The organism is Phycicoccus sp. DTK01 (assembly GCF_017312765.1).
Lineage (GTDB): Bacteria > Actinomycetota > Actinomycetes > Actinomycetales > Dermatophilaceae > Phycicoccus > Phycicoccus jejuensis.
On sequence record NZ_BOPU01000001.1, the window covers coordinates 327,442 to 352,281 of the forward strand.

The following is a 24,840-nucleotide window of genomic DNA, read 5'->3' on the forward strand; positions in this document are numbered from 1 at the left end:
GTCCCCGACCCGGGAGACCCCCATGACCCCGTACGAGCCCCCGCCCGGCGCGCTGCTCCTCGACGTGCGCGACCTGCGGGTCGCCATCCCCACCGAGGCCGGCGACGTCATGGCCGCCGACGGCGTCGACCTCCAGCTGCGCCAGGGCGAGGTCCTCGGCGTGGTCGGGGAGACGGGCTCGGGCAAGAGCGTGACCTGCCGGGCGCTGCTCGGCCTGCGCCCGACCCCGCAGGCGCGCATCAGCGGCACGGTCGCCTACCCGGCGCACGACGTCGACGACATCCTCTCGCTGCCCCCGCGCCGGCTGCGGGCCATGTGGGGCCGTCGCGTGGCGATGATCCCGCAGAACCCGATGACCTCGCTCAACCCGGTGCGCCGGATCGGCGACCAGGTCGCCGAGGCCGTGGCGGCCTCCGGCGGCCCGACCGGCGCCGCGGGGGAGGCCCGCGTGCTCGAGCTGCTGCACCAGGTGGGCCTGCCGGCGCCCGAGACCCGCCTGCGCGACTACCCCCACCAGTTCAGCGGGGGCATGCTCCAGCGCACGGTCATCGCGATCGCCCTCGCCCAGCGGCCCGACCTCATCGTCGCCGACGAGCCGACCACGGCCCTCGACGTCCTCATCCAGGACCAGATCCTCGCGCTGCTGCTCTCGCTCCAGCGTGACCTCGGGACCAGCCTGGTCCTCGTGAGCCACGACCTGTCGGTCGTCTCGCAGGTCTGCGACCGGGTCGCGGTGATGTACGCCGGGCAGGTCGTCGAGCTCGCCGACACCGCGACGCTGCTCGCGTCGCCCCGTCACCCCTACACCCGGGCCCTGCTGGGGGCCCTGCCCGGAGCCGTCCCCCGCGACCAGGAGCTGCGCGTCATCCCCGGCAGCCCCCCGCAGCTCGTCGGCCTCGGACCCACCTGCCGCTTCGCCCCCCGCTGCGAGCTGCGCGAGCCGGCCTGCGACGAGTGGCGGACCGCGCTGCTCGACGTCGGCCCGGCGCACACCAGCCGCTGCCGTCGGGCGAGCGCCGAGAACCTTCCCACCCCCTCAACCCACCAGGAGACCCAGTCATGACCGCTCAGCCCCTTCGCATCGGTGTCGTCGGCACGGGCCGATGGGCCGTCCGCTCGCACATCCCGGGCTGGCAGCGCGACCCGCGCTGCGAGGTGGTCGGGCTGTCGGACGTCGACGCCGACTCGCTGGCCCGCGCCGGCGCCGAGTTCCACGTCGACCGGACGACCACCGACTACCGCGAGCTCGTCGAGGACCCGGACATCGACGTCATCGACGTCGTCACCGGCGACGCCGCGCACTTCGAGGTGACGATGGCCGCGCTCGAGGCCGGCAAGCACGTGCTGTGCGAGAAGCCGGTCAACCACGACTACCGCGAGGTGGTCCGGGCGGCCGACCTCGCGAAGAGCAAGGGCCTGAAGACCAAGCTGGGCTTCACCTTCCGGTACGCACCGGCCGTGATGTACGCCGCCGAGCTGATTCGGGACGGCTGGGTCGGCACCCCGTACATGCTCAACGCCTACGAGCAGAACAGCCAGTGGCTGGATCCGCAGACGCCGCTGCGCCAGCAGAGCGACGCGACCGACCCCGACTTCCTCCAGGTCGCCTCGATCGAGGGCTACGGCGCACCGGTCATCGACATCATGCACTGGTGGATGGGCACCGCCCTGGAGTCCGTCGTCGGGACGATGCGCAACTTCGTGCCGGAGCGCGTCGTCCGCGACACCGGCGCCATGACCCGGATGAACATCGACGACGGCGACATGTTCATCGCCGAGTTCGCCGGTGGCGGTCTCGCGTCGGTGCAGTCCTCGTTCGTGACGGTCGGCAACTTCCCGGGCATCGAGGTGCGCATCTACGGCTCCGAGGGCGCGCTCGTCGTGCGTCTCGTCGAGGAGGAGGGCATCTGCCAGACCCTCAAGGGCGCCACCAAGGGCTCGGTGGAGTTCAAGGAGATGGAGATCCCCGAGCGCTTCTTCCCCGAGGGCGGGTCCTCGCTCGAGCCGTGGCCCTTCCTCTTCTACTCCAACCTCGTCCGCAACTTCGCGACGGAGATCCTCGAGGGCGGCCCCGAGAACCAGGGGGACTTCCGGCAGGGCGCGCTGGTCCAAGAGACCATCAATGCGTTCGAGGCCTCTTTCCGGCGGCGGGCCTGGGTCGACTTCCCGCTGACCGACGCATGAGCGGCCCGGGAGCGGCGGCGCCGACGGCGCACGCCTGGGGCGACCTCGCCGACGACGCCCGCGCGTGCGGGCTGCTCGACGAGGCGATCGCCGCGACCGACGTGGGGGGCGTGACCTTCGCCGACGCACGGCTGGTGGAGGCGGAGGAGCTGCGGCTCTACACCTCCCGCGCGGGCGGGCTCGACGAGCGTCACGAGCACACGGCCGGCATCGGGGTGCGCGTCCTCGTCGACGGCGCCTGGGGCTTCGCCGCGGTCGCCCTCGCCGGGCCCGGCTCGTCCGATCGCGCTCCTCGCGAGGCCGCCGAGCAGGCCGTGCGCTCGGCCCTCGCCGGCGCCGGCCTGGCGCGGACGGAGCTCCCCCCGCGGGAGCCGTCCAGCGGGCGGTGGGAGGTGCCGGTCGAGATCGACCCCTTCGCCGTGCCCGACGAGGAGCGGCACGCACTCCTCCAGGAGGTGGTGCGGGCGGCGTCCTCCCCGCAGGCCGTCCGTGCCGTGACCGCAGGGCTCAACGCCAAGCGCCAGCACCGGCACTACGCCGACAGCGAGGGCTCGCGCCAGCACCAGCACCTCGTCGAGTCCGGGGCCGTCCTCCAGGCGACCGCGGCGGACGAGTCGGGCGTACAGCGGCGCAGCTACCCCAACTCCTTCCACGGCAACACCGCGGCCGGTGGCTGGGAGTACGTGCTGGGTCTCTCCCTCCCGACGGAGGCCGCCCGGGTCGGTGAGGAGGCGATGCAGCTGCTCACGGCGCCGCAGGCACCGTCCGGTACGGCGGACCTCGTCATCGGCCCCGCACAGATGGCCCTGCAGATCCACGAATCCGTCGGGCACGCCATCGAGCTGGACCGGATCCTCGGCGACGAGACGAACTTCGCTGGAGCCTCCTGGGTCCGGCCGTCGGACGTGGGCTCTCTGCGCTACGGGTCCCCGGCCGTGACGATCGTCTCCGACCCGACGGCCCCCGGCACGCGCGGCACCTTCGCCTGGGACGACGAGGGCACACCCGCGGTGCGTCGCACCCTCATCGAGGACGGAGTCCTGCGGGAGGCCCTCTCCAGCCGGGAGTCGGCCGCCCGGGCGGGACGCACGACCTCGGGCGCGGCCCGCTCGGACGGCTGGTCCTACCTGCCCGTCCCCTTCGCGACCAACGTGTACCTCGAGCCCGGCCGCGGGAGCCTGCGAGAGCTGCTCGAGCGGATGGGAGACGGGTACTACGTGGACGACAACCGCAGCTGGTCCATCGACGACCGGCGGATGGCCTTCCAGTTCGGCACCGAGGTGGCCTGGGAGGTTCGAGGCGGCCGCCGTTGCCGCCTCATGCGGGGGTTCTCCTACGGGGGGATGACGCCGCAGTTCTGGGGTTCCGTCGAGGCCGTCGCCGGCCCTGATGAGTTCCGGGCCTTCGGGATGCCCTGTGGCAAGGGCGAACCCAAGCAGTGGGGCTTCCTCGGCCACGGGTCGTCACCGACGCTCGTGCGCGGCGTGCGGATCGGGGTGATGGGGTGAGCACCGTCGACCGGATCGCCACCGAGCGGCCCCTCGAGGTGGCCGTCGGCCGGGACCGCGCGCTGGAGGCGTGCCACGCCGCCGTCGCCGCGGCGCTGGCCGCGGGCGCGGACCGTGCGAGCGCCTTCCTCACCGGCCGGCGCTCCGGGTACACCCGCTTCGCCGTCGACCGCGTCCACCAGCCGCAGGACATCCGCGAGTGGACCCTCATGGTGCGGGCCGAGTCCGCCGGGCGGGCCTCGCGGGTCGCGACGACGGACCTCACGGCGGCCGGTGCCGTCGGGAGACGGGCCGCGGACCGCGCCCGGGCCCTCGCGACGGCCTTCGGGTCGCTGCCGGCCGGCTCGGCGGCCCCCGCAGTAGCCGGCGACGACGCCAACGCCTCGCTCTGGGTCGAGGAGACCGCCCACTGGGACGCCGCCGCCCGGACCGCCGCTGCGCGTCGGACGATGGACGCGGCGGCGCGTGCCGGCGGCGCGGCCTACGGCATGGTTCACCACGCCGCGACGGAGCTCGCCGTGGTGACCGGGGAGGGCGTGGAGCGCTATGCCCGGGCGACGGAGGCCCACGGCAGCCTCACGGTCAAGGTCGCGGACGGGACCTCGCACTGGACCGACGTCGACCGCTCCCTCGCCGTCCTCGACCTGGAGGCGGCCACGGCGCGCACGGTGCGCGAGGCCGACGCGGCGAAGGGCCGTATCGACCTGCCCGACGGCACGTACGACGTCGTGCTGGGCCCGCTCGCCACCGGCGGTCTGCTGGAGCGGATCGCCGCGTTCGGCTTCACGGGCGAGGCCGTGGCCGACGGGGTCGGCGCCGTGGCGCGGCGTCGCGGCCAGCAGGTCGTGGTGCCCGAGGTCGACGTTGCCGACGACCCCACCGCGCGACGCGGCCTGCCGTTCCCGTTCGACCTCGAGGGCACGGCCTCGGTGCGCGTCCCCCTGCTCGACCGGGGCCGCGTAGCGGGGGCCGTGACGGACCTCGCGAGCGCCGCCCGGTCCGGGCTCCCCGCCACCGGTCACGCGCACATCGCCCGGGAGGAGACTCCCCACGCCGTCCCGGCGAGCATCACGATGGCGGCCGGGGGCGATGAGGACCTCGTCGCGGGCGTCGAGCGCGGGCTCTACGTCCAGCGGCTCTGGTACCTCAACGTCATCGACCCCGAGACCACGACGTTGACCGGCGGCAGCCGCGACGCGTGCTTCCTCGTCGAGGACGGCCGGCTGACCCAGCCGGTGTCGCCGGCCCGGTTCTCGGAGTCGGTGTTCGGTGCCCTCGGGCGCGTCGACGGCATCGGCCCCGACGTGCTCGCCCAGCCGTTGATGAACGTCTGGAACGGGTGCGTCAGCGCCCCGGCCGTCCGGGTCCGGGGCTTCCGGTTCGGAGGAGCACGATGAAGGTCTCGAGCAACGCCGACCGCCTGGTGACCCAGGTGCTGTCGGGAGAGGTGTGGCCGGCGATGGCCGACCGTCACGCCTACCGGGTCGACGCGGACGGCACGCCCTTCGTGCTGCCGGGTATGGGAGCGGTCACCCTCGGGACGCACCTCGGCGACCCCGCGACGGGCCTGCGCGCCGACCACCTCGAGCCGGGGCTGTCGGTCCGCCACCGCGACCCGTCCGCCAACTACGCCCTCCAGTACCTCACCTGCGTGGGCAACACGGTGACGATCGTCTCCGGCGAGTCCGCCGGCCGGACCGGGACGGTCATCGGGCAGCACGCGTACGTGCTCGTCGACGCCCCGGACGAGGTCCTCGAGGGCACGACCGTGGGCGACCACGTGCGGGTCCGCGCCCGCGGCCAGGGGCTGGCGTTCGGCGACCACCCCCAGGTCGCCGTGAAGAACCTGTCGCCCGAGGTGCTCGACCGGATGCCCGGCGGGACCCGCTCCGACGGGCGGCTCGAGGTGCACGTGGCCGCCCGGGTGCCGGCCGAGGCCGCCGGCGCGGGCGGAGGCATGTTCTCGGAGTTCGCGAACACGGACCTCATGGGGGCCTACGCCGGGCTGTCCGACGACCTCTCCCTGGGTCTGGAGGGCCTGCGCATCGGCGACCTCGTCGTGCTGGAGGACCAGGACCACACGTGGGGCCGGGGCTACCGGCCCGGGTGGCTGACCATCGGGACGATCTCGACCGGGCAGTGCGCGCTCTTCGGTCACGGGCCCGGGCCCAGCACCCTCTTCAGCGGTCCCGCGGAGGCCTTCGTCGTCGTCGACGACCCGTCCGCCAACCTGCAGTCCTACGTCCCGGAGGAAGCATGATCCCCGTCGCGATGAACCTCGCGGGCACCGTCGAGAGCCCGACCGTCGGCCCCACGCCCTACCGCGTCGACCGTGACGGGCGACCCTACGTGCCCGTCGGCGACGGGGGTGTGGTCCTCGGCGTGCACCTCGGCGACCCCCTCGACGGGGTCGACGGGGACCACGTCGCCCCCGGCGCGACACTGGCCCACCCCGACCCCGCCGCGTCGCTCGGCCTCACCACGTACGCGTGCATCGGCAACCCCGTGACGGTGCGCGACGGGGCGGCCGCCGGCGCTCGGGGGTGGGTGCTCGGCAAGCGCGGCGAGCACGGACGCGTCCTCGTCACCCTGCCCGACGAGGCGCTGGCGGTGCTCCGGCCGGGCGACGGGGTGAGCGTGCGCGCCTACGGCCAGGGCGCCGTCCTGCCCGGGACACCGGACGGCGTCCAGCTGCTCAACCTCGGCCCCGGGATGACGGACGTCCTGGGGATCGCGGTGGGCCCCAGCGCGATCGAGCTCTCCGTCCGGGTCGTCGTCCCTGGCCGCCTGGCCGGCAACGGTGTCGGTCGGCCCGCGCACCAGTGGGACGTCGACCTCGCCTTCCCGGCCGGTGACCCGGATCTCGCCGTCCTGCGCTTCGGGGACCTCGTGGCCGTCACCGACCTCGACGTCCGCCACAACATCGGCTTCCGCCGCGGCTGGACGACGGTGGGGGTGCTCGTCCACGGCGACAGCCCGCAGCCGGGCCACGGGCCGGGAATCACCCCGGTCCTCACCGGCCCGTCGACCGCCTTCGAGCTGACCGAGGACCGCACCGGTCCGACACCGCTGACCTGGGACTCCCTGGCCGCCCGGCCGGTGGCGACCGGCGCCGGGCGCAGGGCACGATGAGCGACATGCTGGAGCACTCGTCCCTGCCGGAGTCCGTGCACCGGGTCCTGCGACGCCGGATCCTCAACAACGAGATCCCCAGCGGGGCTCGGCTCATCGAGGCGTCCCTGGCGAGCGACCTCGGCGTCAGCCGGGCGACCATCCGCGAGGCCATGCGCCGCCTCGCGGGCGAGGGCCTGGTCAAGATCACCCCTCGGCGGCACAGCGAGGTGACGCGGATGAGCGCCGAGGACGCGGACGACGTCTGCTTCGCGCGCTACGTCCTCGAGGCCGGTGTCGCTCGGACCATCCCGGTCCGGGTGCGCCGCACCCTCGCCGAGCCGATGGCCGCAGCTCTCGACGAGATGGACGCGGCGGCCCGCGCCCACGACGTGGAGGCGATCGTCGCCGCGGACGGCCACTTCCACCGCCTCATCGTGCAGGCCTCCGGACGGCGTCGGGCCTGCGAGCTGTGGGCCGGGCTGGACGGCCAGATGGGAGCCCTCATGCGCTCCTCGATCGACCGCCAGCACATCGACCTCGCCGAGGTCCGCGGGCGGCACGAGGTGGTCCGGGATGCCTTCGTCGGGGGCACCGCCCGTGAGGTAGACCGGGCGCTGTTCGACCACTACGTCAACACCGACCACGGCCGCCCGACCGCGCCGGACGCCGGGTGAGCGCCCTCCGGTGGGGTGTGCTCGGCACCGCCAACATCGCTCGCGCGCAGTTCCTCCCGGCGGTCCGCGAGACCGGCCAGCGCGCCGTGCTCGTCGCGGGCCGTGACGGGGACGCCGCGGCGGAGTTCGCCCGCGAACACGGCGTCGAGCGCTCCGTGCAGGGGTACGCGGCGGTCATCGAGGACCCCGAGGTCGACGCGGTCTACGTCCCGCTGCCCAACCCGCTGCACGCGGAGTGGACCACGGCCGCGCTGCGCGCCGGCAAGGCGGTGCTCTGCGAGAAGCCGCTCTGCCTGGACCCCGATCAGGTCGAGGAGGTGCTGGCCGTCGCCGCGACCGCCGAGCAGCCGTTGTGGGAGGCCTTCGTCTTCCCGTTCCAGGCGCAGCACCGCCGTGTGGTCGAGCTCCTCGCCGACGGCGCGATCGGCGAGCTGCGCGAGATCGTCGGCTCCTTCCACTTCGAGGTCGGCGCACCCGGGAACATCCGCCTCTCGCGGGCGATGGGGGGCGGCGCGCTCGCCGACGTCGGCTGCTACCCGATGCGCCTGGCGCACGAGCTCTTCGCGGCGCCCGCCGGGTCGGCCTCTGTCGTCGCCGTGCACGGTGAGGAGGTGGAGGTCGACGCCTCGGCCGTGCTGACCTACCCGGACGACCGCCGGCTCCTGCTCACGTGCGGGTTCCGGCGCAGCCACGACACCACGACCGTCCTCCTCGGCACGGAGGGGTCGCTGCGCCTCGACAACCCGTACCACCCGATACCTGGTGCGGCGCTGGAGGTTCGGCGCCCGGGGTCCGCCCCCGTCGTCGAGAGCCCCACCCGGGACGCTCGCTCGTTCAGCGCGGCGCTGCGCCACGTCGCCGCGGCGCTGGCCGGCGCGCAGGAGCCCGCCCACACCGCCGCGACGTCCGCGCTGCCGGTGGCGCGAGCCCTCCGGCTCGCGCAGTCCGCCGTCCCGGCACCCTGACACCACACCCCGGAGCCGTCGACACGGCTCCTCCGCCCGACCACAGGAGACCCTTCATGCCGCGTCCGACCGCGCTCCCCGACGAGCCCACCGTGCTCGTGTCGACCTACCTCGAGCCCGAGCTGGTCGAGAGGATCGCCACGGAGCTGTCCGTCGAGGTGCTCTACGACCCGGCGCTGCTCCCGACGCCGAGGTACGGCAACGACCACGGGGGCGTGCGCCCCGAGCTCTCGACCGACGAGGAGCAGCGCTGGCTCGATCAGCTGGCCCGCGCGGACGTGGCCTTCGACTTCGACTGGCGCGCACCGGAACAGATGTGGGCCAACGCGCCTCGTCTGGTCTGGGTGCAGGCGACGAGCGCGGGTATCGGCGGCTTCGTCAAGCGGTACGGGCTGGACGGGGGAGAGGTCGTGCTGACGACGGCGGCGGGGACCCACGCCCGGATGCTTGCCGAGTTCGCGCTGGCCGGTGTGCTGCACTTCGTCAAGGACGTCCCGCGCCTCAGGGCCCACCAGGGCGAGCGGCGCTGGGAACGGCACGTCAGCGGGCAGCTGGCCGGCCGCCGGGCCACCGTCGTGGGCCTCGGCTCGATCGGGCGCCAGGTCGTCGAGACCTTCGCCGCGCTCGGGATGCGGGTCACCGGCGTCGGGCGCGAGGGCGGCACCTACGACGTGCCGCCGGGGACGCGCGTGGTGACGACGGCCCAGCTCGACGAGGTGCTGCCCACGTCCGATGTGCTCGTCCTCGCGGTCCCGCTGACCGACGAGACCGACGGGATGATCGACGCGCGCCGGGTCGCCGCGCTGCCGGACGGCGCGCTCGTCGTCAACGTCGCCCGCGGCCAGGTCATCGACGAGGTCGCGCTCACCGAGGCGCTGCGGACGGGACGGGTCGGCGGGGCGGCCCTCGACGTCTTCGCGGTCGAGCCCCTCCCGGCGGACTCGCCGCTGTGGGACATGGACACGGTCCTCGTGTCTCCCCACTCCGCTTCGACGGCGGCCTCGGAGAACCAGGTCCTCGTGGACCTCTTCATCGAGAACTTCCGCCGTCTGCGCGACGGGCGGCCGCTCCTCAACCGCTACCACGCGGACCGGGGGTACTGATGAGCACGTGGCTGACCCACCGCGACGCCCTCGGCGCGCACTCATGAGCCTTCGCCGTGGCTTGGCGGCCCCCAACTTCGCCCGCACCCCGGAGGAACTGGTCCGCCTCGCGGTGCTCGCCGAGGAGGCGGGCTTCGACGGCTTCTTCCTCTGGGACCACATGGTCTTCGCCAACGACGGTCGCGGGCCGGACGTCCAGGACCCGTGGCTGGTCCTGGCCCTCGTCGCGGAGCGCACCGAGCGGATCACGATGGGCACGATGATCACACCCCTGTCGCGGAGACGGCCCTCGGTCCTCGCGAGGCAGACGACGACGCTCGACCTCCTCAGTGGCGGACGCCTCGTGCTCGGCGTCGGTATCGGGTCCCCGGCGCGGGGCGACTTCGAGCTCTTCGGGGACGAGGCCGACGCGGTCGTGCGAGCCGAGATGCTCGACGAGGGGCTCGAGGTTCTGCAGGGGCTGTGGAGCGGTGAGCCCTTCTCCCACGAGGGTCCCCACTACACGGTCACCGACGTCCGGTTCACGCCCACCCCGGTCCAGCGACCCCGCATCCCGGTCTGGGTGGGCGGCACCCTGCCGCGGCGTCGACCGATGCTGCGCGCCCTGCGCTGGGACGGGGCCGTCCCGATCACCTGGGCGGACGGACGCCTGGCGCGACCCTCGGTGGAGCAGATCCGGTGGGTCCGCGACCTCGCCAGGACGCACCGCGACGGCGGGGAGCGCGACTTCGAGCTGGCGGTGTGGGCCGAGGTCGCGGACCGACCAGGCTCCCTGGCGCCGGAGCTGCCCGACTACGTGGACGCAGGGGCGACCTGGTGGATCGAGACCGCCAAGCCCGAACCCGGGTGGTACGACGGACTCCTCGCCCGGATCGAGGCGGGCGTCTAGCCGCCTTCAGCGAGACCGGCTGCCGCCCCCGTTCGGGCGGCACTAGGCTCGCAGAGGCCGGCGTGCGTACACGCTCGTGGACGGAGGGGTGATGTCGCAGCTGACCGTGAGCATCGTCGGGCTCCGAGCCGTCGAGGCCCTCGCCGAGCACGGATCCATCGCGGCCGCGGCAGCCGCCCTCGGCTACACCCCGTCGGCGGTGTCCCAGCAGATCGCCCGCCTGGAGCGTGACCTGGGGCAGGCCGTCGTCGAACGGCAAGGGCGGCGAGCGGTGCTCACGAAGTCCGGCGCGATCCTCGCCGACTCCGCCCGGCGGATCATCGTCGAGCTCGAGAGCATGAACGCGACCATCCAGGCGCAGGCGCAGACCGTGACCGGCGAGGTGAGCATCGCCGCGTTCCCCAGCGCGGCCCGGGGCATCCTGCCGTCGGCCATGGCGCGACTTCTGCGGTCGTGGCCCGCGCTCGACCTGCGCGCGGTGGAGGTGCCGTCCCACCGCGCGGCGCAGCTCGTGGGCTCCGGGGCGGTCGACGTCGCCGTGGTCCACGACTGGGAGGGCCTGCCGATGGAGGTCGCCGACGGCCTGCGCGGTCGACACCTCGGCGACGACGTCTCCGACGTCCTCGTGCACGAGGAGCACCGGAATGCCGCGGGCGAGGAGGTCGACCTCCGGGACTTCGAGGGGGACCGGTGGCTCTATGAGCCCGGCTCGGTTGCGCACGAGCTCCTCGAGAAGGTCTTCGGCGCGACAGCCGGTCAGCTGGTGCTCGGTCACCAGGTCAGCGAGTACCCGACCCAGATCGAGATGGTCGCAGAGGGGCTGGGTATGGCACTCGTCCCGAGGATGGGGCGGGGCCCGTTGCCGGCGTCGGTGCGGGTGGTCCGGGTCTCATCGCCGCCGATGCGTCGGATCCACGCTCTGTGGCGATCCTCCGCTGACGGTCGCCCGGCCATCACCGCGACCGTCGATGAGCTTGCGCGAGCCTGCGGGACCGGGGACCTCGGGGGTTGACGGCCTCAGAGCGGCATGAACCGTCCGAGGGCGTCGACGTCGCCGGGCGGGACAGGTGGTCGTCGCCGGGACATCATGGTGCGCCGCCGGTCCCACACTGAATGGCCGGCGATGGCTGGAGTCAGTGCAGCGAAGCGGCGGACGAATGAGCGGCGATCGACCACGGGACGACCGAGCCCCACCTACACGCGCCCCGCCCCGACTGCTCAGGGCCTTTGGAGCACACCACCGGCGAAGCGACCTCGTCGCGCAGTTCATGCGCCACCATGACCGTCTTCCACGCGGCAGATGAGTACGGACGGCCGAGAAACCGTGCCATCACCGTGGTGTCGCGGAAGGTCGCGCTCGTCGGCACAAGTGATGAACTCGATCAGTGGCCGCGGACGGACGTCGCAGAGAGCGGCCGGATCGGCCGTGTCGTGACCCGGAGGCCGAGCGGTGGGAGCTGCTCATCCAGGTCGACAGCGACGACGACCTCGACATGATGTGGGGCGACGTCGGAACCCTCTACTGGCTGTCGCGCACGGGCGACGCTGCGAACGACGACCCCACCGCCATCTCGTTCACCTGGCAGTGCTGCTGAACCACCGTCACGGACTGCGCGTCGTCACTGCCAGTCGCGTTGCGGCGCAGGGATGTCACCACTGACGCGACCGTGCCGGCGGGCTACGCTCGCGAGATGACGGACGAAGCGACACCTGCCGATCGTCGAGCGGCGGCTCGCCGCGGGTGTACCCGATGGCTGGTCGGGCACGGTGACATCACGCCCGGGCGGTGGCTGGCGGAGCTGGCCGACGCGGCGACCGTGCCCGACCTCGACCGGTACGGCGCCGGCGGCGAGGTCGAGGCCTTGGAACACGAGGTGGCGCAGCTGTTGGGCACCGAGTCGGCGGTGTTCATGCCCAGCGGGGTCATGGCGCAGCAGGCCGCGATGCGTTCCTGGGCCGAGCGGTCGTCCACCGACGCGGTGGCCGTGCACGGGCTCTCCCACCTCGTGGTGCACGAGCTGGACGCCCTGTCCGAGATGCACCACCTGCGGGTGCAGCACCTGACCGACGAGCCACGTCCCGCGACCGTCGACGACCTCGACCGGCTGGCCGAGCCGCTGGCCGCGGTGAGCCTCGAGTTCCCCCTCCGGGATGCCGGTTACCTGCTGCCCTCGTGGGAGGAGCTGGTCGCCTTCACCGACCGGGCGCGCGAGCGGGGCGTGCCGGTCCACCTCGACGGGGCCCGGCTGTGGGAAAGCCAACCCTTCTACGACCGCCCGCACGCGGAGATCGCCGCCCTGTTCGACTCCGTGTACGTCTCGTTCTACAAGGGACTCGGTGGAGTCTCCGGCGCCGCGTTGGCGGGTCCGCAGGACCTGGTCGCGCAGGCCCGACGCTGGCGGACCAGGCACGGGGGGACGCTGTTCTCGATGCTGCCCTACGCGGTCGGCGCACGTGACGGGCTGCGCCGCCGTCTGCCCAGGATGGCCGCGTACGCCACGCGTGCCCGGGAGCTCGCCGCGGGCCTGGGCTCGGTCGACGACGTGCGGGTCCACCCCGACCCGCCGCACACCAATGCCTTCCGGGTCTTCGTGGACGCCCCGGTCGAGGCGCTGGAGGAGGCGACCCTGCGCGTCATGGAGACCGACCACGTCGCGCTGGCGAGCCGGTGGCGCCCGGCCGAGGTGCCGGGCTGGGCGATGACCGAGCTCACCGTGGGCGACGCGACCCTCGACTGGGACGTCGAGGACCAGCTGACGGCGATGAGGACCTTGGTCAGCGCCGCGCGTCGAGGTGCTCGCGCAGGATCCTCATGACGAACCGGTGGTCCTCGAGCTGCGGCAGCCCGGAGACCCCCATCCACCCGACGACACCGGCCCCCCGGACGTGCAGCGGGACGGCGCCGCCAGCGGCGGCGAACCGTGACGAGGGCAGCGCGAACTTCTCTGCGAGAGAAGTTCCTTGGTCCTTGCACAGTCGGGCGACGTACAGCGAGGAGCGTTCGAACCGCATCACCACGCGCCCCTTGCGGCGCAGCCACTCGTTGTTGTCGCGCGTCGAGCCGGGGAGCGCGCAGTGGAACAGCTGGCGCTCTCCTCGCCAGACCCCGACCGCGATCGGCAGCCCCTGCTCCAGGCCCGCCTCCACGGCCCGGCGGCCGAGGGCGTAGGCGGTCTGCTCGGTGAGCTCGGGCAGGACGATCTCGTCCTCCGCCCGCGCGATGTCCTCCGTCGTCGGCCACTGGTCCACAGCGCCATCATGGGGCACCTGTCAACCGATCCGTGCGCCGGTCGGGTCCCGGGTCAGGCGACGTCCATCGCCTGGCCGCCGGTGATGCGGATCAGCTCGTCGTAGGTCGTCGCGAAGACGGCGTGGCTGTGGCCGGCGGCCGCCCAGACGCGGTCGTAGCGCCCGAGGGTGACGTCGACGACCGTCCGCAGCCGCTGGGGGTGCCCGACAGGCGCGACGCCGCCGATGGCCATCCCGGTGTGCTCGCGGACGAAGTCGGGGTCGGCCCGCTCGAGCTCGTCGAGCTCGAGGAGGCTCGCGACCTTCGCGGTGTCGACGCGGTGCCCGCCCGAGGCGAGGACGAGCAGCGGTGTGCGAGAGCCGTCGGCGCCGACGGCGACGAAGACGAGGCTGTTGGCGATCTCGGCGGGGGAGACCCCGAGCGCGTCCGCGGCGGCCTGCGCGGTGCGGACCGCCCCGGGCAGCTGGCGCAGCTCGGGGCGGACGTGGTGCAGGGCGAGGGTCTCGAGGACCCCGGCGACGCGCCGGTGGGTCGTGAGGTCGCGCTCCGGAGGGGGTGCGGCGGCCACGCCGGCGGGGTCGGTCGACATGACCGCAGCGTAGTGACGCGGGGCCCCGTGCGGGAGGTGTGCGGGGAGGTGTCGCGGCGCCCCGGACGAGCCGGTCCGGGTCCTCGGAACCGCTTGACGGGATGTCGGGACGGGGGTCTACAGTGGTCATCAGGTCGAACACGCGTTCGAACATCCCCCACCGGTCCACCGGCCCCGCGAGGTCGCCGGGCGATCGGTCCTGCCCGTCCGGAGGTGCCTCATGGTGCGTCGTCACGACGACCCGCTCGAGGTGGCGGGGGCCGACCCGGCTCCGCGCTCCTTCGTCTGGCGGGGGCGGCGCTACACCGTGTGCGCCGTCCTCGACGCCTGGCAGGAGCGGCGCGCCTGGTGGCGCGAGGTGGGGGAGGACGGTGCGGCCACCGCGACCGAGCGGCGGGTGTGGCGGGTCGAGGCCCGCCCGCCGTCCGGGCCGGTCGGGGTCTTCGACCTCGGCCGTGACGACGACCACTGGCTCCTCCTGCGGGCCCACGACTGAGACGGACGAGACCGATGCCCCACGCCGCCACCACCCTCGACCTCCTCGAGCGCTCCCGCGCCTCCCTCGCCGACGCCTGCGTCGCGGGCCGGGCCTCCACCCGCTACCTCGCGGCCTCGCTCGCCGCGCTGCGCGCCGCCGCCGCGCTCGTCGCCTCCCGGCCGGCGCCCGAGGCCCCCGGCGCCGGGCCGCACGACGTCTGGGCGCTCGTCGCCCGCACCGCGCCCGAGCTCACCGAGTGGGCCGAGCGCTTCGCCGCGGTGACCGGGCACCGGGTCGGGGTCGAGACCGGCCTGGTCCGGGTCACCGCCCGCGAGGCCGACGACCTCCTGCGCGACGCCGAGGTCCTCCTCGACCTCGTCGCGGCCCGCCTCGGGGTCCCCGTCGCCCCCGCCGCCCGCCGGCTCGCGCCCGTCCGCTCCGCCTGAGGCCCGCCGTGCCCACCGCCGACGGGTTCGCCCACCTCCACGTCGCCTCCGGCTACTCGATGCGCTACGGCGCCTCGCAGCCCGAGGACCTCGTCGCCCGCGCCGTCGACCTCGGCCAGGGCGCGCTCGCGCTGACCGACCGCGACGGCCTCTACGGCGCGGTCCGCTTCGCGCAGGCGTGCGGCGCGGCGGGTGTCGACCCCGTCCTCGGGGTCGACCTCGCCGTCGAGGACCTCCTGCCCGCCCCGCCCGTGCGGCGGGCGCGCACGCCGGTGCGCGGCGGCGCGATCGTCGACCCGCGCCGGCCCCGGGTCACCGTCCTCGGCCGGGGCGGCGGCGGGGGAGCGGCCGCGGGCGCCGGCTGGGCCTCCCTCTGCCGGCTCGTCACCGAGACCCACCTGCGCGGCGAGCGCGGTATCCCGGTCACCACCCCCGCCCTCCTCGCCCGGTGGACCGCGCCGGCCGGTGACGACGCCGCGGCCCCCGCACGCCTCGTCGTCCTCCTCGGCCCCGACTCCGACGTCGGGCGGGCCGTCCTCGCCGGGCAGCGCGAGCACGCCCGCGACCTCCTCGCCCGCTGGCGGGCGCTCCTGCCGCGCGACGGCCTCGCCGTCGAGGTCGTCCTCCACGGCGGCCCCGAGGGCACCCCCGGCTGCCGGTCGCACGCCGGCCGGATGCTCGCCCTCGCCGACGCCGCCGGCGTGACGGCGGTCCTCAGCGCCGCCGTCCGGCACGCCGAGCCGGGGCAGGTGCGCACCGTCGACGTCCTCGACGCCGCGCGCCGGCTCGTCGTCCTCGACTCCCGCCACCTCGACCGGGTCACCGACGCCGGCCACCTCGCGAGCACCGCCGACATGCACGCCCGGGCCCTCACCGTCACCGGCGGCGACACCGCCCGCGCGCAGCGCCTCCTCGCGATGACCGCGCGGGTGGCCGCCGAGTGCGTCCAGCACGCCCGCGACGACCTCGGCATCGGCGCGGTCCACCTGCCCGAGCCCGAGATCCTCGGCATCGAGCCCGGCACCGACCCGATGGACGTCCTCGCGCAGCGCTGCCGCGCGGCGGTCGGCCGGCGCTACCCGGACGCCACCGACACCGAGCGGCAGGTCGTCCTCGACCGGCTCGACGCCGAGCTCACCGTCGTCCGCTCGCTCGGCTACCCGACGTACTTCCTCACCGTCGCCGAGGTCACCGACCTCATCCGGGCCCGCGGCGTGCGGGTCGCGGCCCGCGGCTCGGGCGCCGGCAGCCTCGTCAACCACCTCCTCGGCATCAGCGGGGTCGACCCGATCCGCCACCGGCTGCTCATGGAGCGGTTCTGCTCCCCGCTGCGCGCCGAGCTGCCGGACATCGACGTCGACGTCGAGTCCGCCCGCCGCACCGAGATCTACGAGGCCGTCCTCGAGCGCTTCGGCGGCGAGCGCGTCACGTGCGTCTCGATGATGGACACCTACAAGGTCCGCCACGCCGTCCGCGACGTCGGGGCCGCGCTCGGGGTGCCCCCGCTCGAGATCGACGAGATCGCCAAGGCCTTCCCGCACGTGCGCGCCAAGGACGCCCGGCACGCCATCGCCGACCTGCCCGAGCTGCGCAGCCGCGGCCTGGACTCCCCGCGGATGGCGCAGTTCTTCGACCTCGTCGAGTCCCTCGACGGCCTGCCCCGCCACATCGCCCTGCACCCGTGCGGCGTCGTCCTGTCCAACGCCGGGATGCTCGACCGCACGCCCGTCGAGGCGTCCTGGCTCGGCTTCCCGATGAGCCAGCTCGACAAGGACGACGTCGAGACCCTCGGCTTCCTCAAGCTCGACGTCCTCGGCATCCGGATGCAGTCCTCGATGGCGCACGCCGTCGCCGAGGTCGAGCGGGTCACCGGCGAGCGCATCGACCTCGACGACGAGGCGCAGGTGCCGCTCGACGACCCCGACACCTTCGAGCTGATCCGCACGACCCGCACCCTCGGGATGTTCCAGATCGAGAGCCCCGGCCAGCGCGAGCTCGTCGGCAAGCTCGGCCCGACCGCCTTCGACGACCTCATCGTCGACATCTCGCTCTTCCGGCCCGGCCCGGTCAAGTCCGACATGATCACGCCGTTCCTCGAGTCCCGGCACGGCTGGCGCGAGACGCGCTTCCTCCACCCGAGCCTGGTCCCCGCGCTCGCGGAGACCGAGGGCGTCGTCGTCTTCCACGAGCAGGTGCTCCTCATCGTCGCCGAGACGACCGGGGTGAGCCTGGCCCAGGCCGACGAGGTCCGCCGCTCGATGGGCACCCCCCACGGCCAGCAGGAGGTCGAGGCGTGGTGGCGCCCGGCGGCCGCGGCCCGCGGCTACGCGGCCGAGGACCGCGACCGGATCTGGGAGGTCCTCAAGTCCTTCGCGTCCTTCGGGTTCTGCAAGGCGCACGCCGCGGCCTTCGCGCTGCCGACCTACCACTCGGCGTGGCTGAAGACCCACCACCCGGCGGCCTTCCTCTCCGGCATCCTCACGCACGACCCGGGGATGTACCCCAAGCGGCTGCTCCTCGACGACGCCCGCTCCTTCGGCATCCCCGTGCTCGGCCTCGACGTCAACGCCTCGCGCGAGGTCTACCGGATCGAGCCGGTCGAGGAGGTCGCCCCGGACCCGCGCCCGGGGTGGAAGCAGGACCCCCAGCCCTACGGCATCCGGCTCTCGCTCGCCGACGTCAAGGGCATCAGCGAGGCCGAGGTCGCCCGCGTCGTCGCCGGCCAGCCCTACGCCGACCTCGGCGACTTCTGGGCCCGGGCCCGGGTCAGCCGCCCGGTCGTCGAGCGGCTCGTCCTCGCCGGTGCCTTCGACTCCCTCCACGGCACGACGGCCGACGGCGGGCTCGGGCGGCGCGGCCGGGTCACCCGCCGCGACCTGCTCCTCCACGTCGCCGAGCTCGACCGCTGGGACCGGGGGAGCGGGCGCTCCCGTGGGGCGCGCGCCGCCCGGCGGGCGCTGCCGACCTCCGCGGCGGCCGAGGTCGAGGCGGGCGGGGTCGACGTCCGTCTCCGCGCGGCCGCGCAGAGCCGGGCCGCCCGTGAGGTCGTGCCCGCCGCGGAGCAGCCGACCCAGCTGACCCTCGACCTCGGCGACCGCCCGCGCCTCGTCGCCGGGGCCGGGCTGCCCGAGATGACCGGGGCCGAACGGGTCCGGGCCGAGCTCGACGTGCTCGGCCTCGACGTCTCGAGCCACGTCGTCAGCTTCTACGAGCCGCTGCTCGAGGCCCTCGGGGTCACCCGCAGCCGCGACCTCGTCGGCTCCCGGAGCCGCTCGGAGGTCTGGGTCGCCGGGGTCAAGGTCGCGACCCAGACCCCGCCGGTGCGCTCCGGGCGGCGGGTGGTCTTCCTCACCCTCGACGACGGCACCGGGCCCTCGGACTGCACCTTCTTCGAGGACGTCCAGGGCCCGTACTCCGGGGTCGTCTTCCACTCGTGGCTGCTCCTCGTCCGCGGCGTGCTGCGCCGCACCGGTGACCGCGGCGTCTCCATCCGCGCCACCGGTGCGTGGGAGCTCGCGGCGCTCTGGGACGCCTGGCAGCTCGGCGGGCTCGAGGCCGTGCGGGCCGCCGTCGCGGCGGGGGAGGCCGAGGCGGTCGCCCGCGCCGAGGCCGCCGAGCACGCCGCCCGCGAGGCCGCCGAGCGCTCCGGGCGCCGGGTCCTCGTCCACGCCTCCGGCTTCCGCCAGTCGCCGTACGCCGACATCAAGCCGGCGGGCGCCGACCCCCGCGCCGGCCGTGGGGCCCCGGTCCTCGACCACCCGGGCGGGATGCCGCGACCGGTCCCGGGCACGCCCCCGGGGCGGGTCGTCCCGGCCGCGGCGGCCGCGACCCCGGCGCTGCCGCCGCGCAAGCTGTGGCACGCGAGCCCCGGCAGCTCGGGACACTAGGGTGGGCACCGCACCAGCGCCCCACCGTCCCGGAGGAGACCCACCGTGTCCGACGACCGCGGCCGGCGGCCCGGCCCCGCGAGCGGGTCGCGGACGACGGCGGTCCAGCGCGTCCTCGACGCCCACGCCGAGCAGCGCCGCACCGCGCTCGGCCGGCCGCTGCGGGTCCTCGACCTCGGCGGCGGCACCGGCGGCACGGCCGTGCCCCTCGCCGTCGCCGGCCACGAGCTCACCGTCGTCGACCCCAGCCCGGACGCCCTCTTCTCGCTGCGCCGGCGCGCGAGCGAGCGCGGTGTCGAGGCCCGGGTCCGGGCGCTGCAGGGCGACGCCGACACCGTCGCCTCCCTCGTCGGCGCCGACGAGCCCTTCGACCTCGTCTGCCTCCACGGCACCCTCGAGGTCGTCGACGACCCCGCGGCCGCGGTCGGGGCGGCCGCCGGCCTCCTCGCCCCCGGGGGCACCTTCAGCCTCGTCGTCGCGCAGCGCCTGCACGCCGTCCTCACCCACGCCCTCGCCGGCCGGCTCGACCGGGCCCGCGCGGTCCTCGAGCGCCCCGACGGGCGCTGGGGCGAGGAGGACCCCGCGCCCCGGCGGTTCGACGAGGCCGCGGTCGTCGCGCTCGTCCAGGCGCAGGGCCTCACCCCGGTCCACGTCCAGGGTGTGCGGGTCTTCGCCGACCTCGTGCCCTCCGCGCTGCTCGACTCCGAGGCCGACCGCACCGCCCTCGCCGCCCTCGAGGAGGCCGCGGCGGCCGACACCGCCCACCCGGTGCTCGGCAGCCTCGGCAGCGCCCTGCACGTCCTCGCGACCCGGGGCTGAGCACCGGGGGAGCGCCCCGTGAGCCGGCGGCAGTTCGCGCTGCCCGAGCGGCTCGTCGACACCCCGCCCGACGACACCGGCTGCACCGTCCTCCACGTCGACATGGACGCCTTCTACGCGTCCGCGAGCCTGCTCGCCCACCCCGAGCTCGTCGGCACCCCGGTGATCATCGGCGGCGGCACCCGCGGCGTCGTCCTGTCGGCGACCTACGAGGCGCGCCGGTTCGGGGTCGCCTCCGCCATGCCGATGTCCCGGGCCCGTCGCCTCTGCCCGCAGGCCACCGTGCTGCGCCCCGACCACGACCTCTACGCGACGATCTCGGCCGGGGTGATGGAGACCTTCCGGTCGGTGACGCCGCACCTGGAGCCGCTCTCGCTCGACGAGGCCTTCCTCGACGTCTCCGGGGCGCTGCGCCGCCTCGGCAGCCCCGCGGCCATCGCCCAGATGCTCCGCGACACCGTCCACGACGAGCAGGGCATCACCTGCTCCGTCGGGGTCGGGCCGAGCAAGTTCGTCGCGAAGCTCGCCTCCGGGCTGGCCAAGCCGGACGGGATGGTCGTCGTCCCGCGCGACGAGGTCGTGCCGTTCGTCCAGCAGCTGCCCGTCGCGGCGCTGTGGGGGGTCGGGGACCGCACCGAGGAGGCCCTGACCCGGCTCGGCCTGCACACCGTCGCCGACATCGCCCACACGCCGCTCGCGACGCTCGAGCGCGCGCTCGGCACGGCCACCGGGCGCCACCTCCACGAGCTCGCCTGGGGGCGTGACCATCGGCCGGTCGAGCGCGAGCAGCGCGAGAAGAGCATCGGCAGCGACGAGACCTTCGAGGCCGACATCGACGACGCCACCGAGATCCGCCGGCGCCTCCTCGGGCTCGGCGACCGCACCGCGGCCCGGGCCCGCGCGGCCGGGCTCACCGGGCGGACCGTCACCCTCAAGGTGAGGTTCAGCGACTTCACGACGATCACCCGCTCCCGGACGCTGCGCGAACCGACCGACAGCGGCCGCACGCTCCACGCGACGGCGGTCTCCCTCTTCGACGCCCTCGGCCTCCAGCGCGCCCGGATCCGCCTCGTCGGGGTCCGGCTCTCCGGTCTCGTCCCGGCGACGGAGGCCCCGCTGCAGGGGGTGCTCGGCGAGCCCGAGCACGGCTGGCGGGACGCCGACCGGGCGGTCGACCGGGCCCGCGCGCGGTTCGGCTCGGGGGTGGTCCGGCCGGCCAGCCTCGTCCGTCCCCGCCCCACGGACGTCGAACCTCGTCCGTCTGGTGTGCAACCTCGTCCATCCGCTTCCGTGGGAGGACGACGCGACATATCCTGACATTCCAGAGCTACACCCCCGGGGGCGTCGTGAGGACGCCTTGGGCCGACCAGGGAGGATCTGTGCCCCTCTCCGACCACGAGCAGAAGATGCTCGAGCAGATGGAACAGGCGCTCGCCGCCGAGGACCCGAAGTTCGCCTCCAGCATGAAGGGCGGCGGGTCCCTCCAGCGACGACGGTGGATCATCGGCGTGCTCGGGCTGGTCGCGGGGCTCGGTCTCGTCCTCGTCGGGGTCAACACGACGATGTGGGTCGGGGCCATCGGCTTCGCCCTCATGGTCGCCTCGGTCGCCTACGCCGTCACCCCGCCCCGCAAGGCCCACCTCGGCGTCGTCAGCCCCGAGGGCGGCGTCCAGCCGGCCAAGGGCCGCCCCCGCCGCAAGAGCTCGCTCATCGACCGGCTCGACGAGCGCTGGGAGCGCCGCCAGGGCGGCAACTGGTGAATCCTGCCCGCCGCAGCAGCGGTGGGCGGACCCGTCAGGTGAGCAGCAGACCGAGCACGTAGAGCCCGGCGACGACGAGCGCCGCCGCGAGCTCGATGCCCATGCTCTGGGCGACGGCCACGACGGCGTGCTTCGTGCGCGTCCACGCCTCCGCACGGGAGGCGCCCCGGCCGGTCTCGACGAGCCAGATGCCGAGCACGAACCCGATGAGCGCCCCGATGACCGGGACGACGAAGAACCCGACGACCGCGAGGACGAGGGCGAGCGCCAGGGTCGAGGTGCGCACGCCCTGAGCCTTCATCCGCCGCCCGGGGACGAGGTACTGCAGCACGCGGCCGGCGACGGCGACGAGGACGGCGAGGGTCAGCAGGACCCATGCGGTGGGGGTGTGCGTGACGACGGCCCAGACGGCCACGCCCGCCACGACGAGGAGGGTGCCGGGCAGCGCCGGGACGACGATCCCGACGAGCCCGAGCAGGATGAGGAGCGGGGGCAGGACGAGCCAGATGTCATCCACCGGCGCGTCCACGGTGAGGGGTGCTGCGGGTGCGGTCAGTCGCCGGTGACCGGCTGGCGCTCGGTCAGCCGCTCGCTCTCGTCGATGATGTCGGCCTTGTCCACGAGGGCCGGCACGTGCTCACGGCCGTGGTGGGCGCAGAACAGGAGCTCTCCGCCGGCGTGGAGGCGGGCGCGGATGTACGCCTGGGCCCCGCAGCGGTCGCACCGGTCCGCGGCGGTCAGGGTGGGTGCCAGTGCGGCGTTCACGTCGGCCTCCTCGGCTCGTCCGGGTCAGTGCTAGGTGTTCGGTCCACCGACCCTGTGTGGATCGGCAGGCGTTGCAACAGTCAAGCACGCCGTTTGCTTCCCGGGGCGGAGGGGGTGTCGAACTGACCGGGCGGTGTCGAGATCGTGACCTTTCGACCGACCCCCCGGACGCGTCGGCACCGGGCCCTGCGGTGCGCCTGTCGGGGGCCGTCGGGGCCGCCGGATACCCTGCGGACGTGCCTGCGACCGCTGCCAAGAAGACCGCGACGAGCAAGTCCGCGACCGAGTACACCGCCCACCACCTCCAGGTCCTCGAGGGCCTCGAGGCGGTGCGCAAGCGTCCCGGCATGTACATCGGGTCCACCGACTCCCGCGGCCTCATGCACTGCCTGTGGGAGATCATCGACAACGCGGTCGACGAGGCCCTCGGCGGCTTCTGCGACCGGGTCGAGGTCATCCTCCACGGCGACGCCTCGGTCGAGGTCCGCGACAACGGCCGCGGCGTCCCCGTCGACATCGAGCCGCGCACCGGCCTGACCGGCGTCGAGCTCGTCTACACGCGCCTGCACGCGGGCGGCAAGTTCGGCGGCGGCTCGTACACGGCCTCAGGAGGCCTCCACGGCGTCGGCGCCTCCGTCGTCAACGCCCTCTCCTCCCGGCTCGACGTCGAGGTCGACCGCGCCGGCAAGACCTACGCGATGAGCTTCCGCCGCGGCGAGCCGGGTGTCTTCTCCGACGTCGCGGGCGCCCAGGGCCGCAAGGACCCGGAGCACGAGTTCACCCCCTACACCGCCACGAGCGACCTCGAGGTCGTCGGCAAGCCCAAGCGCGGGGTCACCGGCACGCGCGTGCGCTACTGGGCCGACCGGCAGATCTTCCTCAAGGACGCCGGGCTCGACCTCGAGGGCCTGCTCGGCCGCGCCCGGCAGACCTCCTTCCTCGTTCCCGGCCTGACCATCGTCGTCCGCGACGAGCGCGGCGAGGAGCCGACCGAGGAGGTCTTCCTCCACGACGGCGGCATCTCCGAGTTCTGCGAGTACCTCGCCGCCGACGCCCCGGTCACCGACGTCTGGCGCCTCCAGGGCACCGGGACCTTCACCGAGACGGTGCCCGTCCTCGACGCCGCCGGCCACATGACCCCGACCGACGTCGAGCGCGAGTGCGTCGTCGACGTCGCGGTGCGCTGGGGCAGCGGCTACGACACGACGCTGCGCTCCTTCGTCAACATCATCGCCACGCCGAAGGGCGGCACCCACGTCGCCGGCTTCGAGCAGTCGCTGCTCAAGGTGCTGCGCAAGCAGGTCGAGGCCAACGCCCGCCGGCTCAAGGCGGGCACCGACAAGCTCGAGAAGGACGATGCGCTCGCCGGCCTCACCGCCGTCGTCACCGTCCGCCTCGCCGAGCCGCAGTTCGAGGGCCAGACCAAGGAGGTCCTCGGCACGGCCGCGGTCCGCCAGATCGTCTCGCGCGTCGTCGAGCGCGAGCTCACCGCGCTGCTCACCGAGACCAAGCGCCCCACCAAGCAGCAGGCCGCGACCCTCCTCGAGAAGGTTGTCGCCGAGATGAAGTCGCGGATCAGCGCGCGGATGCACAAGGAGACCCAGCGCCGGAAGACCGCGCTGGAGTCGTCCTCGCTCCCGGCCAAGCTCGCCGACTGCCGCAGCAGCGACCCCGAGCACACCGAGCTGTTCATCGTCGAGGGCGACAGCGCGCTCGGCACCGCGAAGCTCGCCCGCAGCAGCGACCACCAGGCCCTCCTGCCGATCCGCGGGAAGATCCTCAACGTCCAGAAGGCCTCGGTCACCGACATGCTCGGCAACGCCGAGTGCGCCTCGATCATCCAGGTCATCGGCGCCGGCTCCGGGCGCACCTTCGACCTCGAGTCGGCGCGCTACGGCAAGGTCATCATCATGACCGACGCCGACGTCGACGGCGCCCACATCCGGACCCTCCTGCTCACCCTCTTCTTCCGCTACATGCGCCCGCTCGTCGAGGCCGGTCGGGTCTTCGCCGCGGTGCCGCCGCTGCACCGCATCGAGGTCGTCAACCCCGGCAGCAAGGCCAACGAGGTCATCTACACCTACTCCGAGGCCGAGATGCGCCGGACGATGGCCTCGCTCGCCAAGCGGGGCAAGAAGACCAAGCCGCTCCAGCGCTACAAGGGCCTCGGCGAGATGGACGCCGACCAGCTCGCGGAGACGACGATGGACCCCGCCCACCGCACGCTGCGCAAGGTGACCCTCGGCGACCTCGACACCGCCGGCAAGGTCTTCGAGCTGCTCATGGGTGGCGAGGTCGGGCCGCGCAAGGACTTCATCATCGAGAGCGCCGGCGCGCTCGACCGCGAGCGCATCGACGCCTGAGCCCGGTCGCCACGCCCCGCGCCACCCTCGACGCGACCACGGCGCT

At 74.4% G+C, this 24,840-nt stretch carries 24 protein-coding genes; 20 read left to right on the top strand and 4 right to left on the bottom strand.

Features of this window, described 5'->3' with window-relative positions:
• The first annotated feature begins 22 nt into the window (after nt 1–22).
• From J3473_RS01450 to J3473_RS01510, 13 genes are all read left to right on the top strand, one after another.
• Entirely contained in the window at nt 23–1,063 is a 1,041-nt protein-coding gene (locus tag J3473_RS01450; protein ID WP_207021615.1) for an ABC transporter ATP-binding protein, read from the top strand.
• Complete coding sequence (locus tag J3473_RS01455; protein WP_207021616.1) at nt 1,060–2,184, top strand: Gfo/Idh/MocA family protein; 1,125 nt, start codon at nt 1,060–1,062, stop codon at nt 2,182–2,184. The genes J3473_RS01450 and J3473_RS01455 overlap by 4 nt, the downstream gene beginning before the upstream one ends.
• Nucleotides 2,181–3,692, top strand: a complete 1,512-nt coding sequence (locus tag J3473_RS01460; RefSeq protein ID WP_207021617.1) for a TldD/PmbA family protein — start codon at nt 2,181–2,183, stop codon at nt 3,690–3,692. Before J3473_RS01455 ends, J3473_RS01460 begins: the two co-directional genes overlap by 4 nt.
• The gene (locus J3473_RS01465) at nt 3,689–5,089 is read left to right on the top strand and encodes a TldD/PmbA family protein (protein WP_207021618.1); all 1,401 of its coding nucleotides are present in this window, start codon (nt 3,689–3,691) and stop codon (nt 5,087–5,089) included. The genes J3473_RS01460 and J3473_RS01465 overlap by 4 nt, the downstream gene beginning before the upstream one ends.
• Nucleotides 5,086–5,952: a DUF4438 domain-containing protein gene (locus tag J3473_RS01470; RefSeq protein ID WP_207021619.1), complete on the top strand. Its 867-nt coding sequence runs from the start codon at nt 5,086–5,088 to the stop codon at nt 5,950–5,952. Before J3473_RS01465 ends, J3473_RS01470 begins: the two co-directional genes overlap by 4 nt.
• Entirely contained in the window at nt 5,949–6,824 is an 876-nt protein-coding gene (locus J3473_RS01475; protein WP_207021620.1) for a DUF4438 domain-containing protein, read from the top strand. The genes J3473_RS01470 and J3473_RS01475 overlap by 4 nt, the downstream gene beginning before the upstream one ends.
• Complete coding sequence (locus J3473_RS01480; RefSeq protein ID WP_207021621.1) at nt 6,821–7,480, top strand: GntR family transcriptional regulator; 660 nt, start codon at nt 6,821–6,823, stop codon at nt 7,478–7,480. The genes J3473_RS01475 and J3473_RS01480 overlap by 4 nt, the downstream gene beginning before the upstream one ends.
• Entirely contained in the window at nt 7,477–8,445 is a 969-nt protein-coding gene (locus J3473_RS01485; RefSeq protein ID WP_207021622.1) for a Gfo/Idh/MocA family protein, read from the top strand. Before J3473_RS01480 ends, J3473_RS01485 begins: the two co-directional genes overlap by 4 nt.
• A 56-nt stretch (nt 8,446–8,501) precedes the next feature.
• Entirely contained in the window at nt 8,502–9,548 is a 1,047-nt protein-coding gene (locus J3473_RS01490; RefSeq protein ID WP_207021623.1) for a D-2-hydroxyacid dehydrogenase, read from the top strand.
• Between the two features lie 43 nt (nt 9,549–9,591).
• Nucleotides 9,592–10,437, top strand: coding sequence for an LLM class flavin-dependent oxidoreductase (locus J3473_RS01495; RefSeq protein ID WP_207021624.1), 846 nt, complete (start codon nt 9,592–9,594; stop codon nt 10,435–10,437).
• A 91-nt stretch (nt 10,438–10,528) separates the two neighbouring features.
• Nucleotides 10,529–11,449 (top strand): LysR family transcriptional regulator, encoded by a 921-nt coding sequence (locus tag J3473_RS01500; RefSeq protein ID WP_207021625.1) that lies wholly within the window; start codon nt 10,529–10,531, stop codon nt 11,447–11,449.
• Nucleotides 11,450–11,822: 373 nt separating this feature from the next.
• On the top strand, nt 11,823–12,032 hold the full coding sequence (locus J3473_RS01505) for a DUF1963 domain-containing protein (RefSeq protein WP_207021626.1): 210 nt from the start codon (nt 11,823–11,825) through the stop codon (nt 12,030–12,032).
• Nucleotides 12,033–12,254: 222 nt separating this feature from the next.
• Nucleotides 12,255–13,253, top strand: coding sequence for a low specificity L-threonine aldolase (locus J3473_RS01510; protein ID WP_207021627.1), 999 nt, complete (start codon nt 12,255–12,257; stop codon nt 13,251–13,253).
• On the opposite strand, the gene J3473_RS01515 is transcribed toward J3473_RS01510, so the two are convergent.
• Together J3473_RS01515 and J3473_RS01520 are read right to left on the bottom strand one after the other, a co-directional pair.
• Nucleotides 13,213–13,686 carry a heme-degrading domain-containing protein gene (locus tag J3473_RS01515; RefSeq protein ID WP_242525611.1) on the bottom strand — a complete coding sequence of 158 codons (474 nt, stop codon included), beginning with the start codon at nt 13,684–13,686 and terminating at the stop codon, nt 13,213–13,215. The genes J3473_RS01510 and J3473_RS01515 overlap by 41 nt on opposite strands.
• A gap of 53 nt (nt 13,687–13,739) precedes the next feature.
• Nucleotides 13,740–14,276, bottom strand: a complete 537-nt coding sequence (locus J3473_RS01520; protein ID WP_207021629.1) for a YbaK/EbsC family protein — start codon at nt 14,274–14,276, stop codon at nt 13,740–13,742.
• A 220-nt stretch (nt 14,277–14,496) separates the two neighbouring features.
• On the opposite strand from J3473_RS01520, the gene J3473_RS01525 reads away from it, so the two are divergent.
• The 6 genes from J3473_RS01525 to J3473_RS01550 all read left to right on the top strand — a co-directional run bounded on the left by J3473_RS01525 (nt 14,497) and on the right by J3473_RS01550 (nt 21,666).
• Nucleotides 14,497–14,772: a DUF6504 family protein gene (locus J3473_RS01525; protein ID WP_207021630.1), complete on the top strand. Its 276-nt coding sequence runs from the start codon at nt 14,497–14,499 to the stop codon at nt 14,770–14,772.
• 14 nt (nt 14,773–14,786) lie between these two features.
• Complete coding sequence (locus tag J3473_RS01530; RefSeq protein ID WP_036830319.1) at nt 14,787–15,200, top strand: SAV_6107 family HEPN domain-containing protein; 414 nt, start codon at nt 14,787–14,789, stop codon at nt 15,198–15,200.
• A gap of 8 nt (nt 15,201–15,208) precedes the next feature.
• Nucleotides 15,209–19,087 carry a DNA polymerase III subunit alpha gene (locus tag J3473_RS01535; RefSeq protein ID WP_306790173.1) on the top strand — a complete coding sequence of 1,293 codons (3,879 nt, stop codon included), beginning with the start codon at nt 15,209–15,211 and terminating at the stop codon, nt 19,085–19,087.
• Between the two features lie 45 nt (nt 19,088–19,132).
• Complete coding sequence (locus J3473_RS01540; RefSeq protein ID WP_030528971.1) at nt 19,133–19,906, top strand: bifunctional 2-polyprenyl-6-hydroxyphenol methylase/3-demethylubiquinol 3-O-methyltransferase UbiG; 774 nt, start codon at nt 19,133–19,135, stop codon at nt 19,904–19,906.
• A gap of 18 nt (nt 19,907–19,924) precedes the next feature.
• The gene (gene dinB, locus J3473_RS01545) at nt 19,925–21,223 is read left to right on the top strand and encodes a DNA polymerase IV (protein WP_207021631.1); all 1,299 of its coding nucleotides are present in this window, start codon (nt 19,925–19,927) and stop codon (nt 21,221–21,223) included.
• A 62-nt stretch (nt 21,224–21,285) separates the two neighbouring features.
• Nucleotides 21,286–21,666: a DUF3040 domain-containing protein gene (locus J3473_RS01550; protein WP_030528973.1), complete on the top strand. Its 381-nt coding sequence runs from the start codon at nt 21,286–21,288 to the stop codon at nt 21,664–21,666.
• A 34-nt stretch (nt 21,667–21,700) separates the two neighbouring features.
• On the opposite strand, the gene J3473_RS01555 is transcribed toward J3473_RS01550, so the two are convergent.
• Both J3473_RS01555 and J3473_RS01560 read right to left on the bottom strand, forming a co-directional pair.
• A complete protein-coding gene (locus J3473_RS01555) occupies nt 21,701–22,183 on the bottom strand; it encodes a DUF456 domain-containing protein (protein WP_030528974.1) in 483 nt (160 codons plus the stop codon).
• 35 nt (nt 22,184–22,218) lie between these two features.
• On the bottom strand, nt 22,219–22,431 hold the full coding sequence (locus J3473_RS01560; protein WP_207021632.1) for a hypothetical protein: 213 nt from the start codon (nt 22,429–22,431) through the stop codon (nt 22,219–22,221).
• Between the two features lie 236 nt (nt 22,432–22,667).
• Between J3473_RS01560 and J3473_RS01565 the strand changes: the two genes are divergently transcribed.
• The gene (locus tag J3473_RS01565) at nt 22,668–24,794 is read left to right on the top strand and encodes a type IIA DNA topoisomerase subunit B (RefSeq protein WP_207021633.1); all 2,127 of its coding nucleotides are present in this window, start codon (nt 22,668–22,670) and stop codon (nt 24,792–24,794) included.
• The last annotated feature ends 46 nt before the right edge of the window (nt 24,795–24,840 follow it).

Excerpts from the sequence above, each read along its gene's own strand:
- J3473_RS01450 (WP_207021615.1), top strand. The coding sequence starts at position 23 with ATGACCCCGTACGAGCCCCCGCCCGGCGCGCTGCTCCTCGACGTGCGC.
- J3473_RS01455 (WP_207021616.1), top strand. The coding sequence starts at position 1,060 with ATGACCGCTCAGCCCCTTCGCATCGGTGTCGTCGGCACGGGCCGATGG.
- J3473_RS01460 (WP_207021617.1), top strand. The coding sequence starts at position 2,181 with ATGAGCGGCCCGGGAGCGGCGGCGCCGACGGCGCACGCCTGGGGCGAC.
- J3473_RS01470 (WP_207021619.1), top strand. The coding sequence starts at position 5,086 with ATGAAGGTCTCGAGCAACGCCGACCGCCTGGTGACCCAGGTGCTGTCG.
- J3473_RS01475 (WP_207021620.1), top strand. The coding sequence starts at position 5,949 with ATGATCCCCGTCGCGATGAACCTCGCGGGCACCGTCGAGAGCCCGACC.
- J3473_RS01480 (WP_207021621.1), top strand. The coding sequence starts at position 6,821 with ATGAGCGACATGCTGGAGCACTCGTCCCTGCCGGAGTCCGTGCACCGG.
- J3473_RS01490 (WP_207021623.1), top strand. The coding sequence starts at position 8,502 with ATGCCGCGTCCGACCGCGCTCCCCGACGAGCCCACCGTGCTCGTGTCG.
- J3473_RS01495 (WP_207021624.1), top strand. The coding sequence starts at position 9,592 with ATGAGCCTTCGCCGTGGCTTGGCGGCCCCCAACTTCGCCCGCACCCCG.
- J3473_RS01500 (WP_207021625.1), top strand. The coding sequence starts at position 10,529 with ATGTCGCAGCTGACCGTGAGCATCGTCGGGCTCCGAGCCGTCGAGGCC.
- J3473_RS01520 (WP_207021629.1), bottom strand. The coding sequence starts at position 14,276 with ATGTCGACCGACCCCGCCGGCGTGGCCGCCGCACCCCCTCCGGAGCGC.
- J3473_RS01525 (WP_207021630.1), top strand. The coding sequence starts at position 14,497 with ATGGTGCGTCGTCACGACGACCCGCTCGAGGTGGCGGGGGCCGACCCG.
- J3473_RS01530 (WP_036830319.1), top strand. The coding sequence starts at position 14,787 with ATGCCCCACGCCGCCACCACCCTCGACCTCCTCGAGCGCTCCCGCGCC.